General features: G+C 56.6%; 12 protein-coding genes, 1 other RNA gene and 1 pseudogene. 9 read left to right on the top strand and 5 right to left on the bottom strand.

The annotated features are described in order from the left end of the window. The first annotated feature begins 381 nt into the window (after positions 1-381). Positions 382-2,004 (top strand): L-aspartate oxidase, encoded by a 1,623-nt coding sequence (gene nadB / locus MHZ97_RS12215; protein ID WP_239314772.1) that lies wholly within the window; start codon positions 382-384, stop codon positions 2,002-2,004. Here the strand turns inward: nadB and MHZ97_RS12210 are convergent. Then, positions 1,989-2,738: a tRNA1(Val) (adenine(37)-N6)-methyltransferase gene (locus MHZ97_RS12210; protein WP_103794390.1), complete on the bottom strand. Its 750-nt coding sequence runs from the start codon at positions 2,736-2,738 to the stop codon at positions 1,989-1,991. The two genes, nadB and MHZ97_RS12210, sit on opposite strands and share 16 nt — an antisense overlap. A gap of 155 nt (positions 2,739-2,893) precedes the next feature. Between MHZ97_RS12210 and srmB the strand changes: the two genes are divergently transcribed. Continuing rightward, positions 2,894-4,222 carry an ATP-dependent RNA helicase SrmB gene (gene srmB, locus MHZ97_RS12205; protein WP_239314773.1) on the top strand — a complete coding sequence of 443 codons (1,329 nt, stop codon included), beginning with the start codon at positions 2,894-2,896 and terminating at the stop codon, positions 4,220-4,222. 217 nt (positions 4,223-4,439) lie between these two features. Here the strand turns inward: srmB and grcA are convergent, their stop codons facing one another. Next, positions 4,440-4,823, bottom strand: a complete 384-nt coding sequence (grcA, locus tag MHZ97_RS12200; protein WP_103794392.1) for an autonomous glycyl radical cofactor GrcA — start codon at positions 4,821-4,823, stop codon at positions 4,440-4,442. A gap of 258 nt (positions 4,824-5,081) precedes the next feature. Here grcA and ung point away from each other — a divergent pair, with 258 nt between their 5' ends. After that, positions 5,082-5,765 (top strand): uracil-DNA glycosylase, encoded by a 684-nt coding sequence (gene ung / locus MHZ97_RS12195; RefSeq protein ID WP_239314774.1) that lies wholly within the window; start codon positions 5,082-5,084, stop codon positions 5,763-5,765. A gap of 56 nt (positions 5,766-5,821) precedes the next feature. On the opposite strand, the gene grpE is transcribed toward ung, so the two are convergent. Beyond that, positions 5,822-6,403, bottom strand: coding sequence for a nucleotide exchange factor GrpE (gene grpE, locus MHZ97_RS12190; RefSeq protein ID WP_033754166.1), 582 nt, complete (start codon positions 6,401-6,403; stop codon positions 5,822-5,824). Between the two features lie 123 nt (positions 6,404-6,526). On the opposite strand from grpE, the gene nadK reads away from it, so the two are divergent. The 3 genes from nadK to bamE all read left to right on the top strand — a co-directional run bounded on the left by nadK (position 6,527) and on the right by bamE (position 9,694). After that, a complete protein-coding gene (gene nadK / locus MHZ97_RS12185) occupies positions 6,527-7,405 on the top strand; it encodes an NAD(+) kinase (protein ID WP_103794394.1) in 879 nt (292 codons plus the stop codon). Positions 7,406-7,488: 83 nt separating this feature from the next. Continuing rightward, a complete protein-coding gene (gene recN / locus MHZ97_RS12180) occupies positions 7,489-9,150 on the top strand; it encodes a DNA repair protein RecN (protein ID WP_239314775.1) in 1,662 nt (553 codons plus the stop codon). 196 nt (positions 9,151-9,346) lie between these two features. Next, positions 9,347-9,694: an outer membrane protein assembly factor BamE gene (gene bamE / locus MHZ97_RS12175; RefSeq protein WP_103794396.1), complete on the top strand. Its 348-nt coding sequence runs from the start codon at positions 9,347-9,349 to the stop codon at positions 9,692-9,694. 68 nt (positions 9,695-9,762) lie between these two features. Here the strand turns inward: bamE and MHZ97_RS12170 are convergent, their stop codons facing one another. Then, a complete protein-coding gene (locus MHZ97_RS12170; protein ID WP_103794397.1) occupies positions 9,763-10,056 on the bottom strand; it encodes an RnfH family protein in 294 nt (97 codons plus the stop codon). Next, positions 10,049-10,483, bottom strand: coding sequence for a type II toxin-antitoxin system RatA family toxin (locus tag MHZ97_RS12165; RefSeq protein WP_033754055.1), 435 nt, complete (start codon positions 10,481-10,483; stop codon positions 10,049-10,051). The genes MHZ97_RS12170 and MHZ97_RS12165 overlap by 8 nt, the downstream gene beginning before the upstream one ends. A gap of 159 nt (positions 10,484-10,642) precedes the next feature. On the opposite strand from MHZ97_RS12165, the gene smpB reads away from it, so the two are divergent. From smpB to MHZ97_RS12150, 3 genes and pseudogenes are all read left to right on the top strand, one after another. After that, positions 10,643-11,125 (top strand): SsrA-binding protein SmpB, encoded by a 483-nt coding sequence (gene smpB, locus MHZ97_RS12160; RefSeq protein ID WP_033754058.1) that lies wholly within the window; start codon positions 10,643-10,645, stop codon positions 11,123-11,125. Positions 11,126-11,169: 44 nt separating this feature from the next. Then, positions 11,170-11,533, top strand: a transfer-messenger RNA (tmRNA) gene (gene ssrA / locus MHZ97_RS12155). 193 nt (positions 11,534-11,726) lie between these two features. Beyond that, a pseudogene (locus MHZ97_RS12150) lies at positions 11,727-12,558 on the top strand (integrase arm-type DNA-binding domain-containing protein); the annotation flags it as partial. Between the last annotated feature and the right edge of the window lie 117 nt (positions 12,559-12,675).

Raw genomic sequence — 12,675 nt, 5'->3', positions numbered from 1 at the left:
GCACATCTTCATGGTTCTGAGCAAGCATCCGCTTAGAGTCGTGGTGCGGCAAAAAGTTCACTTAACGCGCTGATGATGACTCTTCCAGACGCGCTGTCATTTGTTTTTCATTCTCAAGACAGTGTAATCCAGACTGCGGCTATCAACGCAGAATCGCAGGCAGAGTACCCTATGACAGAGGCTTTTTCATCTTTAAATCCTGTCCGGACGCCGCGTTTTATATAAAAAACACATCTTATTTGGCTTTTTCTTTAACTGGTTGTTTTTACGTATATCCGCCGGTTAATTGATCTAAGGCAAGCGCCCGTGCGTTTAAAATACTTCACAACAGAACGGGGAACGCCTATTCTCAAGCCACCCTTGTTTAGTAAATTAAACACCATGGCACATTCACTCTCCCCCGATTATCAGTGCGATATTTTAATCATCGGCAGCGGCGCGGCGGGTTTGTCGCTGGCACTGCGGCTGGCGGCACATTATGACGTGCTGGTACTGAGCAAAGCGCAGGTCAGCGAAGGCTCAACGCTTTACGCGCAGGGCGGCATCGCCGCAGTCTTTGATGAGACCGACAGTATCGAATCTCATGTGGAGGATACGCTGATTGCCGGCGCCGGCCTGTGCGAGCGCGAGGCGGTTTCGTTCGTCGCCAGCAACGCGCGCCACTGCGTGCAGTGGCTGATTGATAACGGCGTCGCCTTCGATCGCGATCCGCAGGCGGCAGGCGATATGCCCTATCATCTGACGCGCGAGGGGGGCCACAGCCACCGACGCATTCTTCACAGCGCCGACGCCACGGGGCGCGCGGTTGAAACCACGCTGGTGAGCCAGGCCCTGAGCCATCCCCGCATTCATATTCTGGAACGCAGCAACGCGGTCGATCTGATCCTGTCGGACAAGCTGGGCCTGCCAGGCCCGCGCCGCGCCGTCGGTGCCTGGATATGGAACCGCAACCGCGAGCAGGTGGAAACCTGCAGCGCCCGCGCGGTGGTGCTGGCAACCGGCGGCGCGGCAAAGGTCTATCAATACACCACCAATCCCGACGTCGCCTCCGGCGACGGTATCGCGATGGCGTGGCGCGCCGGCTGCCGCGTCGCCAATCTGGAATTCAACCAGTTCCATCCAACGTCGCTGTTTCATCCCGAGGCGCGCAGCTTTCTGCTCACCGAAGCGCTGCGCGGCGAAGGTGCCTGGCTGCTGCGGCCCGACGGCAGCCGCTTTATGCCCGACTTTGACGCGCGCGCCGAACTGGCGCCGCGCGATATCGTGGCGCGCGCCATCGACCATGAGATGAAACGGCTCGGCGTCGACTGCGTCTACCTGGATATCAGCCACCAGCCGGCAGCGTTTATCCGCGAACACTTCCCGACGATTTATGAAAAGCTGCTGACGTTCGGCCTCGACCTGACGCGGGATCGCATTCCCATTGTGCCCGCCGCGCACTATACCTGCGGCGGCGTTATGGTGGATGCGCGCGGGCGCACGGACGTCGACGGGCTCTACGCTATCGGCGAAGTGAGCTATACCGGCCTGCACGGCGCCAACCGCATGGCCTCTAACTCGCTGCTGGAGTGCCTGGTTTACGGCTGGTCGGCTGCGGAAGATCTGATTCAGGGGCTGCCGCAAAGAGCCGCGCCTGACCAGCTGCCCCCCTGGGATGAGAGCCGCGTTGACGATGCGGACGAGCGCGTAGTGATCCAGCATAACTGGCACGAGCTGCGGCTGTTTATGTGGGATTACATGGGGATTGTGCGCACCACGCGCAGGCTGGAGCGCGCGCTGCGCCGCATCAGTCTGCTGCAGCAGGAGATCGACGAATACTACGCCCATTTTCGTCTCTCCAGCGACCTGCTGGAGCTGCGCAACCTGACGCAGGTCGCCGAACTGATGGTGCGCTGCGCGCTGGAGCGCAAAGAGAGCCGCGGGCTCCATTTTACCCGCGACTATCCCGATATGCTGCCCGACGCTAAGCCGACGATCTTAACGCCTTCCTACATAAAGAGATAAAAATCGCGGGTCAGGCTGCACCAGGCTTCCGAGTAGCGCGTATCCTGATTGCGGATTGCCATGCGCTCCAGCAGCGTTTCCCCCGCGCTGGGGGAGAAGCCGAGCAGCACGCGATGCGGCGGCCGGTGCGCATATTCCGCCACGTCGATGCGAAAACGCAGATGCCAGCCTGACGCCTGCGCCAGCGCGATCGTTGATTGCCCTATCGCTTCCGGCAGCACGACGCAGAAGAAGCCCTCTTCGTCGATTAAACGCGCGGCGTAGCGCAGCAGGCTGGCATGATCCAGCGTCGCCGTCGAGCGGGCCGCGTCGCGCGCCGGGGTGGCGCAGGCGACGTCGGGCGGATAATAAGGGGGATTGCTGACGATCAGCGAATAGCGCTGCTGGCAGCTGTCGGCGAAAGCGGCAATATCCTGCTGATGGACGCGAATGCGCGCCGCCCACGGCGACTGCGCCACATTCTCCTGCGCCTGCTGCGCGGCGGCAACATCAAGCTCGACCGCGTCGACAGGCACCGTATCAGCCGTGCGCTGCGCCAGCATCAGGGCGATAAGCCCGCTGCCGCTGCCGATATCGAGCACCCGGCGCGCATTGGCTACCGGCGCCCAGGCGCCCAGCAAAATGGCATCGGTGCCGACTTTCATGGCGCAGCGGTCGTGCGCCACAAAGAATTGTTTGAAGGTGAAACCGTTTCTTTTTAATACCGGCCGCACATGCGGCTTTTCCTGCGTCATACTCTGCAACCATTACCTTTTTTCCTGCCGTGCGGCAGCGCTTCAGTGTAACGTGACGGCGTGAGGAATACACGTAATGGGCTGGCCGGCGCGGATTAACAGATGAAGATTGCGTGCGATCTGTCTATAATCAGCGCCCCAAACTGAGGTAGACCATGACAGTAACCACATTCTCCGAACTCGAACTCGACGAAAGCCTGCTGGAAGCCCTGCAGGATAAAGGCTTTACTCGCCCTACCGCCATTCAGGCCGAGGCGATCCCGCCCGCGCTGGAGGGCCGCGACGTTCTGGGTTCGGCGCCTACCGGCACCGGGAAAACCGCCGCGTACCTGTTGCCGGTACTGCAGCACCTGATCGATTTTCCGCGCAAGAAATCGGGGCCGCCGCGCATCCTGATCCTGACCCCTACCCGCGAACTGGCGATGCAGGTCGCCGATCACGCGCGCGAGCTGGCGAAACATACCCATCTCGATATCGCCACCATTACCGGCGGCGTGGCGTATATGAACCACGCGGAAGTGTTCAGCGAAAACCAGGATGTGGTGGTGGCGACCACCGGTCGTCTGCTTCAGTACATTAAAGAAGAAAACTTCGACTGCCGCGCCGTTGAAACCCTGATCCTCGACGAAGCGGACCGCATGCTGGATCTGGGCTTCGCGCAGGATATCGAAACCATTGCGGGCGAAACCCGCTGGCGCAAGCAAACCATGCTCTTCTCTGCCACGCTGGAAGGCAACGCGATTAAAGATTTCGCCGAGCGTCTGCTTAACGATCCGGTTGAAGTGGAAGCCGATCCCAGCCGTCGCGAGCGTAAAAAGATCCAGCAGTGGTACTACCGCGCTGACGATCTGGAGCATAAAACCAAACTGCTGGTTCATCTGCTGAAGCAGCCGGACGTGACGCGCTCCATCGTCTTCGTGCGCAAGCGCGAGCGTCTGCACGAGCTGGTGCAGTGGCTGCACGATGCGGGAATCCGCTGCTGCTATCTGGAAGGCGAAATGGTGCAGGCTAAACGCACCGAGGCGATCAAACGCATCACCGACGGCCGCGTCAACGTGCTGGTGGCGACCGACGTTGCCGCGCGCGGTATCGATATCGAGGATGTGAGCCACGTCTTTAACTACGATATGCCGCGCACCGCCGATACCTATCTGCACCGCATCGGCCGTACCGCACGCGCCGGACGTAAAGGCACCGCGCTGTCGCTGGTAGAGGCGCACGACCATCTGCTGCTCGGCAAAATCAGCCGCTATCTGAACGAGCCGCTGAAACCGCGCGTGGTCGACGAACTGCGTCCGGTGACGCGCGCGCCAAGTGCTAAAACCACTGGAAAACCGTCGAAAAAGGCGCTGGCGAAACGCAAAGAGAAAAAAGAGAGCGAAGCGGAAAAGCCGCGCGTGAAGAAACGTCATCGCGACACTAAAAACGTGGGAAAACGCCGCAAGCCAAGCGCTGCCGCGCCAGCCAGCGGCGATGCGGAATAAATCAGCACCACAATAAAAAAATCGCCTCAATCGAGGCGATTTTTTTTAGTTAAGCGGGCAAAACGGCGATTATTGTCAGTGGTATAAGGCTAACGCCTTAAGTCTCAGGTTCTCCTCACGCCGCCTGTGCTGAAAAATAAAAATCTTACGTGTTATTAATAACCTGCCTTTGACAGCGACGTGGATGATTTTTCTGCACGCGCTCAACGTTGCCCTGTTACAGACTTTCAGTGAAGGTACGAGTTATCACGTCGCGCTGCTGTTCCGGCGTCAGCGCGTTAAAGCGCACCGCATAACCTGAAACGCGAATCGTCAGCTGCGGATATTTCTCAGGATGCTTAACCGCATCTTCCAGCGTTTCACGGCGCAGCACGTTAACGTTCAGGTGCTGACCCCCTTCGATACGCACCTGCGGCTTCATCTCCACCGGCACTTCGCGCCAGGCGAATTCGCCCAGCTCGCTAACGGCTACAACCTGATCTTCTTCATAACCCGCTTTTGCGCACAGGCAGCGCGCTTCCGCTTTTTCGTCGTCGATCAGCCAGAAAGAGTTCATCAAATCGGGGTTATTGGTTTGAGTAATTTGAATGCCAGTGATCATAATCAGTTCTCCAGAACATGGCGCCATCCTGCCTGGCGCGGTAGGTAAATCAATATCGCCCTGATATAACACTCGCTTCTCGCGGAAGTTTTGACCTTAGTCAATTTTCACAACCGCACTTTTCACTGCTAATTTCAATTAATTGATTCAGATAAATTTTTAACTAAAAAATATTTTGTAAATTTCAAATATTTTTTACCTTCAACCTGGTGCGGTGAACCGTTAAGCTAACGGCATCGATCTATAAGGGAGCAGACCATGACGGATAAACTGACCTGGCACGACGTGCTGGCCGAAGAGAAAGAGAAGCCCTACTTTACCGAAACCCTGAAACTGGTAGCCAACGAGCGGGCGGCTGGCGTGACGGTTTATCCGCCGCAAAAAGATGTCTTTAATGCGTTTCGCCTGACAGAGCTGGGTGACGTCAAGGTGGTGATCCTCGGCCAGGATCCCTATCACGGCCCGAATCAGGCGCACGGTCTGGCCTTTTCGGTACTGCCCGGCGTGCCGGTGCCGCCCTCTTTGCAGAATATGTATAAAGAGCTGGAGCAGGAGTTTCCCGACTTTAAGCGTCCACAGCACGGCTTTCTCGAAAGCTGGGCGAAACAGGGTGTAATGCTGCTGAATACGGTGCTGACCGTGGAAGCGGGCAAGGCGCATTCCCATGCGCGCTTCGGCTGGGAAACCTTTACCGATAACGTTATCGCCGCAATTAATGCGCATCGCGAAGGGGTGGTGTTTTTGCTCTGGGGCTCGCACGCGCAGAAGAAAGGCAGCATTATTGACCGACAGCGCCATCACGTTTTGCAGGCGCCGCATCCGTCACCGCTTTCTGCCCATCGCGGCTTCTTTGGCTGCGGCCACTTCGCACAGGCCAACGACCTGCTGACGCAGGCAGGCGAGAAACCGATCGACTGGATGCCGCAGCTGCCTGCCAGCTGAGCCACCAATAAAAACGGCCGCATCACCGTGCGGCCGTCTGACTTCTTTTGTAATGCTTAGCTTTTCGCTTTGGCGACCGCAACCATCGCCGGGCGCAGCAGGCGACCGTTCAGCGTATAGCCGCGCTGCATCACCATCATCACATGGTTAGGGGCCACGTCGTCCGACTCCATCATCGACATCGCCTGATGAATTTCCGGGTTAAACGGCACGTTGGTATCGCCCACGACTTCAACGCCGAACTTGCGTACCGCGCCCAGCAGCGATTTCAGGGTCAGCTCGATCCCTTCAATCATTGATGCCAGCTCCGGGTTCTCTTTGTCCGCAACTTCCAGCGCGCGCTCAAGGCTGTCGATAACCGGCAGCAGCTCATTGGCGAATTTTTCCAGCGCGAACTTATGCGCTTTTTCTACGTCAATTTCGGTGCGACGGCGGATATTTTCCACTTCCGCCTGCGCGCGCAGCTGAGCGTCGCGAACGCCGGTCTGCAGCTGCGCCAGTTCAGCTTCCAGCTGCGCAATACGCTCATCACGCGGATCCACCTCTACTGCCGTCTCCGCTTCCTGAGGTTGCTGCTGATCCTGTTGAATTTCGTCTGAGACTTGCTCGTTTGGGGTGTTCTGTTCTTTACTACTCATGAATTTCTCCGCGTTTTGCACATTCATCTCGCCAGTCCGCTTATTATGGGGATCGGTTTGACGGTTTCAAGGGAACCCATCACATTGCCTTGCCGTTTTGGCTTATGAGGAAAGACCCACCAAATGAACAAACACTTTAACTGCATTGGTATTGTAGGCCATCCGCGTCACCCTACCGCTCTCACCACGCATGAGATGCTGTGGCGCTGGCTGACGTCCAAAGGTTATCAAGTGATTATTGAGAAGCAGATCGCGCAGGAGCTCAACCTACAGGATGCCCAGACCGGGACGCTGGCGGAGATTGGACAGCAGGCGGACCTGGCCGTTGTGGTCGGCGGCGACGGCAATATGCTCGGCGCGGCGCGCGTGCTGGCACGCTACGACATCAAGGTGATCGGCATTAACCGCGGCAACCTCGGCTTTCTCACCGACCTCGATCCCGATAATGCGCAGCAGCAGCTGGATGAGGTGCTGCAGGGAAACTATTTTGTCGAAAGCCGCTTTCTGCTGGAGGCGCGCGTCTGTAAAGAGGCGTGCTCGCCGCGTCTCGGCCTGGCCATTAATGAGGTGGTGCTCCATCCCGGCAAAGTGGCGCATATGATCGAGTTCGAGGTCTATATCGACGAGGTGTTCGCCTTCTCGCAGCGTTCCGACGGCCTGATTATCTCGACGCCGACCGGCTCGACCGCCTACTCGCTGTCAGCGGGCGGCCCGATTTTAACCCCTTCGCTCGACGCCATCGCGCTGGTGCCGATGTTCCCGCACACCCTGTCGGCGCGCCCGCTGGTGATCAACAGCAGCAGCACCATCCGACTGCGCTTTTCTTCGCGCCGCAGCGATCTTGAGATCAGCTGCGACAGCCAGATCGCCCTGCCGATTCAGGAAGGGGAAGATGTCTTAATTCGCCGCAGCGAGAACCACCTTAACCTGATCCATCCTAAAAACTACAGCTATTTCAATACGCTGAGTTCCAAGCTGGGCTGGTCGAAAAAATTGTTTTAATTTCAGCGCGCCCTCTTTACTGGATAAAAAACCAGTTTATACTGTATGAAAAACCATATCTGTTTTTCCATACAGGTGATTCTATGCTGGCACAGCTGACCATCAGTAATTTCGCTATCGTTCGTGAGCTCGACATTGATTTCCAACGCGGTATGACGGCGATTACCGGTGAAACCGGCGCGGGTAAGTCTATTGCTATTGACGCGCTCGGTCTGTGCCTCGGCGGCCGCGCTGAAGCGGATATGGTGCGTCAGGGCGCCGCCCGCGCCGACCTCTGCGCCCGCTTTAACCTCAAGTCCTCCCCCTCTGCGCAGCGCTGGCTGGAAGAGAATCAGCTGGATGACGGCAACGAGTGTCTGCTGCGTCGCGTTATCAGCGCCGATGGCCGCTCGCGCGGCTTTATCAACGGCACGGCGGTGCCGCTGTCGCAGCTGCGCGATCTGGGTCAGCTGCTGATTCAGATCCACGGCCAGCACGCGCACCAGCTGCTGCTCAAGCCTGACCACCAGAAACACCTGCTTGACGCCTACGCCGGCCATGACGAGCTGCTGCGACAGATGCGCAGCGACTATCAGGCATGGCATCAGAGCTGCCGCAATCTGGCGCAGCATCAGCAGCTGTCGCAGGAGCGCGAGGCGCGCCGCGAGCTGCTGCAGTATCAGCTGAAAGAACTCAACGATTTCGCGCCGCAGGCGAACGAGTACGAGCAGATTGACGAGGAGTACAAGCGCCTCGCCAACAGCGGACAGCTTCTCTCTACCAGCCAGCAGGCGCTGCAGCTGCTCGCCGACGGTGACGACAGCAACCTTAACAGCCTGCTCTACACCGCTCGTCAGATGGTGACCGAGGTTGTCACCCTGGATGACAAGCTGAGCGGCGTGCTCAATATGCTGGAAGAAGCGGCGATTCAGCTCAGCGAGGCGAGCGACGAGCTGCGCCACTACGTTGACCGGCTCGATCTCGATCCCAACCGTCTCTATGAGCTGGAGCAGCGTATCTCCCGCTATATTGCGCTGGCGCGCAAGCATCACGTCGCACCGGAAGGGCTGGCGGAGCTGCATCAGCAGCTGCTGACGGAGGCGGAGCTGCTTTCGCAGCAGGAGAGCGATCAGGAGAGCCTGCAGGCGTTAGTTAGTGAACACTATCAAGCCGCGCTGCGCAGCGCGGAGCGTCTGCATCAGCAGCGCCAGCAATATGGTGCTGAACTGGAACAGCTGATCACCCAGAGTATGCATCAGCTATCCATGCCGCACGGCTGTTTCACTATCGCGCTGGCCTTCAACCCCGATCACCTCACGGCGGATGGCGCGACGCGTATCGACTTCCAGGTGACCACCAACCCAGGCCAGCCTCTGCAGCCGCTGGGTAAAGTCGCGTCCGGCGGTGAGCTGTCGCGTATTGCGCTGGCGATCCAGGTGATTACCGCGAAGAAGATGGAAACCCCGGCGATGATCTTCGACGAAGTGGACGTCGGCATCAGCGGCCCGACCGCTGCCGTAGTGGGACGCTTGCTGCGCCAGCTGGGCGAATCGACCCAGGTAATGTGCGTTACCCACCTGCCGCAGGTGGCGGGCTGTGGCCATCAGCACTTCTTTGTCAGCAAAGAGACCGATGGCGCCATGACCGAAACCCATATGCAGGCGCTGGACAAGCGCGCGCGCCTGCAGGAGCTGGCGCGTCTGCTGGGCGGCAGCGAGGTCACGCGTAATACCCTCGCTAACGCAAAAGAACTTTTAGCGGCGTAACGGCCGCACTTTCTTCCCGCTGCGTGGTCATATGCTTGCTCTGTCGATGTAGAGGTTTCCAATAGCGAAAAGGTTTATTATCATCGGCTACTTATGTCGCCTGAATAATAAAGCCTGCCGCAGGCAGAGTTCAGAATTTGATGGCAAAAAAACAGCCTGAGAAAAAGGCGTTTGGCCCCAGAAAAGGAATGTAGAGATGCGCTGTAAAACGCTGACTGCCGCGGCAGTGGTAATGTTGATGATGACCGCCGGATGCTCCACCCTTGAGCGCGTGGTTTACCGCCCAGATATCAACCAGGGCAACTACCTGGTCGCCAACGATGTGGCGAAAATCCACAACGGCATGACCCAGCAGCAGGTCGCCTATACGCTTGGAACGCCGATGATGCGCGATCCCTTTGGCAGCAACGTCTGGTATTACGTGTTCCGTCAGGAGCCAGGTCATGAAAAGGTGAAGCAGCAGACGCTGACCCTTACCTTCGACAGCAACGGCATCTTGACCAATATCGACAACAAGCCGAACCTGACCGCATCGCAGGACTGATCGACTACGCAACAAAAAAGGCGCCGCTGGCGCCTTTTGCTTTTCTGGCAGGCCGGTACTGACCGGCGTTACTTTTTCCCGCCGGCTGAACGTTCAGCACGCTGCCGCCGCAGCTCTTTGGGATCGGCGATCAGCGGACGGTAGATCTCCACCCTGTCGCCTTCCTGCAGCGTATCGCTCAGCTTTACCGTACGGCTAAAAACGCCCACCTTGTTTTGGCTGAGGTCGATATCGCGGCGCAGCTCAAGCAGGCCGGATGCGACGATCGCCTGCTCGACAGTGCTTCCCTCTTCCAGCGTGACGACGCGCTGATACTGTTTCTCCGGCAGCGCGTAAACCACCTCAACGGAGATCTCAGGCACTGTAGACCTCTTTGGCGCGCTGAGTGAAGGCCTGCACCATGCTGTTGGCCAGCTCTTTAAAGATGCGGCCGAACGCCATTTCCACCAGCATATTGGTGAACTCAAAGTCGAGGCTAAGCTCAACCTTGCAGGCGTCGTCGCCCAGCGAGATAAACTGCCATCCGCCGGTAAGCTTGCGGAACGGCCCGTCGACCAGCTGCATATGGATGCGCTGATTGTCGGTAAGCGTGTTGCGCGTGGTAAATGTCTTACTGATGCCCGCTTTTGAGACGTCTACCGAGGCCGTCATCTGATTTTCAGAGGATTCCAGCACGCGACTGCCGGTACAGCCCGGCAAAAACTGTGGATAGGCATCCACGTCGTTGACCAGTTGGTACATTTGCTCAGCGCTGAAGGGCACCAGCGCTGAACGACTAATCTGAGCCATAATGGTTCCTGTTCATCACAAAACCGCTGAATTGTAGCATTTCCAGCGATCAAACAAAAATTCCCCGCATTGAGAGGTGTGCTAGAATATCCCGTTTCCCGGTGCCCCGCTGGACAAGGGGTGCGATGGCCGCCTAAGTGATGTAAAATACGCCGCACTATGACAAAGAAAAAAGTACATAAACCCGGTTCTGCCACTATTGCCCTTAACAAACGCGCCCGTCATGAATACTTCATTGAAGAGGAGTTCGAAGCGGGATTGTCGCTACAAGGATGGGAAGTCAAATCGCTCCGTGCGGGTAAAGCCAACATCAGCGACAGCTATATTCTGCTGCGCGATGGCGAAGCTTATCTGTTCGGCTCAACCTTCCAGCCGCTAGCCGTGGCCTCTACGCACGTTGTCTGCGATCCGACGCGCAACCGTAAGCTGCTGCTTAACCAGCGTGAACTTGACTCGCTCTATGGCCGCGTAAATCGCGAAGGCTATACCGTTGTTGCGCTGTCGCTTTACTGGAAGAACGCCTGGTGCAAGCTGAAGATCGGCGTTGCGCGCGGTAAGAAAGAGCATGACAAGCGCGACGATATTAAAGAGCGCGAGTGGAAGCTCGATAAAGCGCGCATTATGAAAAATCGCAACCGCTAATCACTGGATAGTCTTAAAGATTTTTGCTAGAGTAGTTGGTTCCTGGGGCTGATTCTGGATTCGACGGGATTTGCGAAACCCAAGGTGCATGCCGAGGTGCGGTAGGCCTCGCTAAAAAACCGCAAAAAAATAGTCGCAAACGACGAAAACTACGCACTAGCAGCTTAATAACCTGCTTAGAGCCCTCTCTCCCTAGCCTCCGCTCTTAGGACGGGGATCAAGAGAGGTCAAACCCAAAAGAGATCGCGTGGATGCCTTGCCTGGGGTTGAAGCGTTAAATCTAATCAGGATAGTCTGTCAGTGGCGTGTCTGTCCGCAGCTGCCAGGCGAATGTAAAGACTGACTAAGCATGTAGTACTGAGGATGTAGGAATTTCGGACGCGGGTTCAACTCCCGCCAGCTCCACCAAAATTCTTCAAAGATGATTACCAGAGTCATCTGTAGAAGTCCTGAAAGCCCGCACGGCGTAAGCCTGGCGGGCTTTTTTGTGTCGGTAGCCTTCCGAGACGATCCGCCTGAATCCGGTGATAATTGGTACACGTTTGGGTACACGCTAAAATGTGGGGCAAAAACGTGTACCAATCATGGACGGAAATCAGTCATGCCGGGGATGACTTGTCTCCTCACCAATAATGAAATCCTCAAAGCTAAGCTTCAAGAGAAAGACTTCACGCTGCATGATGGCGATGGGCTTTTTCTGTTCATCAAAAAGTCTGGTCAAAAGCTATGGCGTTTTCGCTAACAGCGACCAAATAGCAGCAGTCGTACAAATCTTAGCCTTGGCTCCTACCCTGCCCTAACGCTCGCTATCGCACGCCAAATGCGTGACCAATATTTGTCGCGGCTTGCGCAAGGAATCGACCCGCAGAAGCAGCAAGAGGAAGTATCAGAACAACGGTAAATTGAGCTGGATAGTATTTTTTAGTTGTTGCCGGAAGGTGGTTCCAGCTTAAGAGCAAAAGCGTTACCGAGGATTATGCGAAGGATATTTGGCGATCGCTGGAGAAAGACATCTTCCCTACTATCGGTGAGATTCCTGTTCAAGCGCTCAAAGCTAGGACGATTGTTGAAGCACTAGAGCCAATCAAAGCTCGCGGCGCACTTGAGACTGTTCGCCGGTTAGTGCAGCGCATTAACGAGATTATGATTTTTTCAGTCAACACAGGGTTGATTGATGCGAATCCTGCTTCGGGCGTTGGTATGGCTTTTAAAAAGCCTAAAAAGCAGAATATGCCGACCCTGCGACGGGAGAATTGCCTAAGCTTATGCGTTCTTTGGAAATGTCTAACCTATCTGTACCTACTCGCGCCTTAATTGAATGGCAGCTTCTGACTCTTGCGCGCCCTTCTGAAGCTTCCGGAACACGATGGGTTGAGATTGATCTTGATGCTAAGCTCTGGGCAATTCCGGCCGAACGAATAAAGGCAAAGCGGCTTTGTTGAATAAATCAGCTTCAGGACGAGTGACTCTGTAGCTGACCGGGTTTTCAGGCAATACGCACGCTTTCTGGCATACCAGCCTTCGTTATTTTATTCAGCGCACGCACCATG

Source organism: Pantoea sp. ACRSC (assembly GCF_022346785.1).
Taxonomy (GTDB): domain Bacteria; phylum Pseudomonadota; class Gammaproteobacteria; order Enterobacterales; family Enterobacteriaceae; genus Pantoea; species Pantoea alvi.
Note: the sequence above shows the minus strand (reverse complement) of the source record. Positions and strands in the feature narration are given on the sequence as shown.

What these genes read in the sequence shown, in the direction of transcription:
- recN (WP_239314775.1), top strand. Translation starts at nt 7,489, where the DNA reads ATGCTGGCACAGCTGACCATCAGTAATTTCGCTATCGTTCGTGAGCTC.
- smpB (WP_033754058.1), top strand. Translation starts at nt 10,643, where the DNA reads ATGACAAAGAAAAAAGTACATAAACCCGGTTCTGCCACTATTGCCCTT.
- grcA (WP_103794392.1), bottom strand. Translation starts at nt 4,823, where the DNA reads ATGATCACTGGCATTCAAATTACTCAAACCAATAACCCCGATTTGATG.
- nadB (WP_239314772.1), top strand. Translation starts at nt 382, where the DNA reads ATGGCACATTCACTCTCCCCCGATTATCAGTGCGATATTTTAATCATC.
- MHZ97_RS12165 (WP_033754055.1), bottom strand. Translation starts at nt 10,483, where the DNA reads ATGGCTCAGATTAGTCGTTCAGCGCTGGTGCCCTTCAGCGCTGAGCAA.
- ung (WP_239314774.1), top strand. Translation starts at nt 5,082, where the DNA reads ATGACGGATAAACTGACCTGGCACGACGTGCTGGCCGAAGAGAAAGAG.
- MHZ97_RS12210 (WP_103794390.1), bottom strand. Translation starts at nt 2,738, where the DNA reads ATGACGCAGGAAAAGCCGCATGTGCGGCCGGTATTAAAAAGAAACGGT.
- grpE (WP_033754166.1), bottom strand. Translation starts at nt 6,403, where the DNA reads ATGAGTAGTAAAGAACAGAACACCCCAAACGAGCAAGTCTCAGACGAA.
- bamE (WP_103794396.1), top strand. Translation starts at nt 9,347, where the DNA reads ATGCGCTGTAAAACGCTGACTGCCGCGGCAGTGGTAATGTTGATGATG.
- srmB (WP_239314773.1), top strand. Translation starts at nt 2,894, where the DNA reads ATGACAGTAACCACATTCTCCGAACTCGAACTCGACGAAAGCCTGCTG.
- nadK (WP_103794394.1), top strand. Translation starts at nt 6,527, where the DNA reads ATGAACAAACACTTTAACTGCATTGGTATTGTAGGCCATCCGCGTCAC.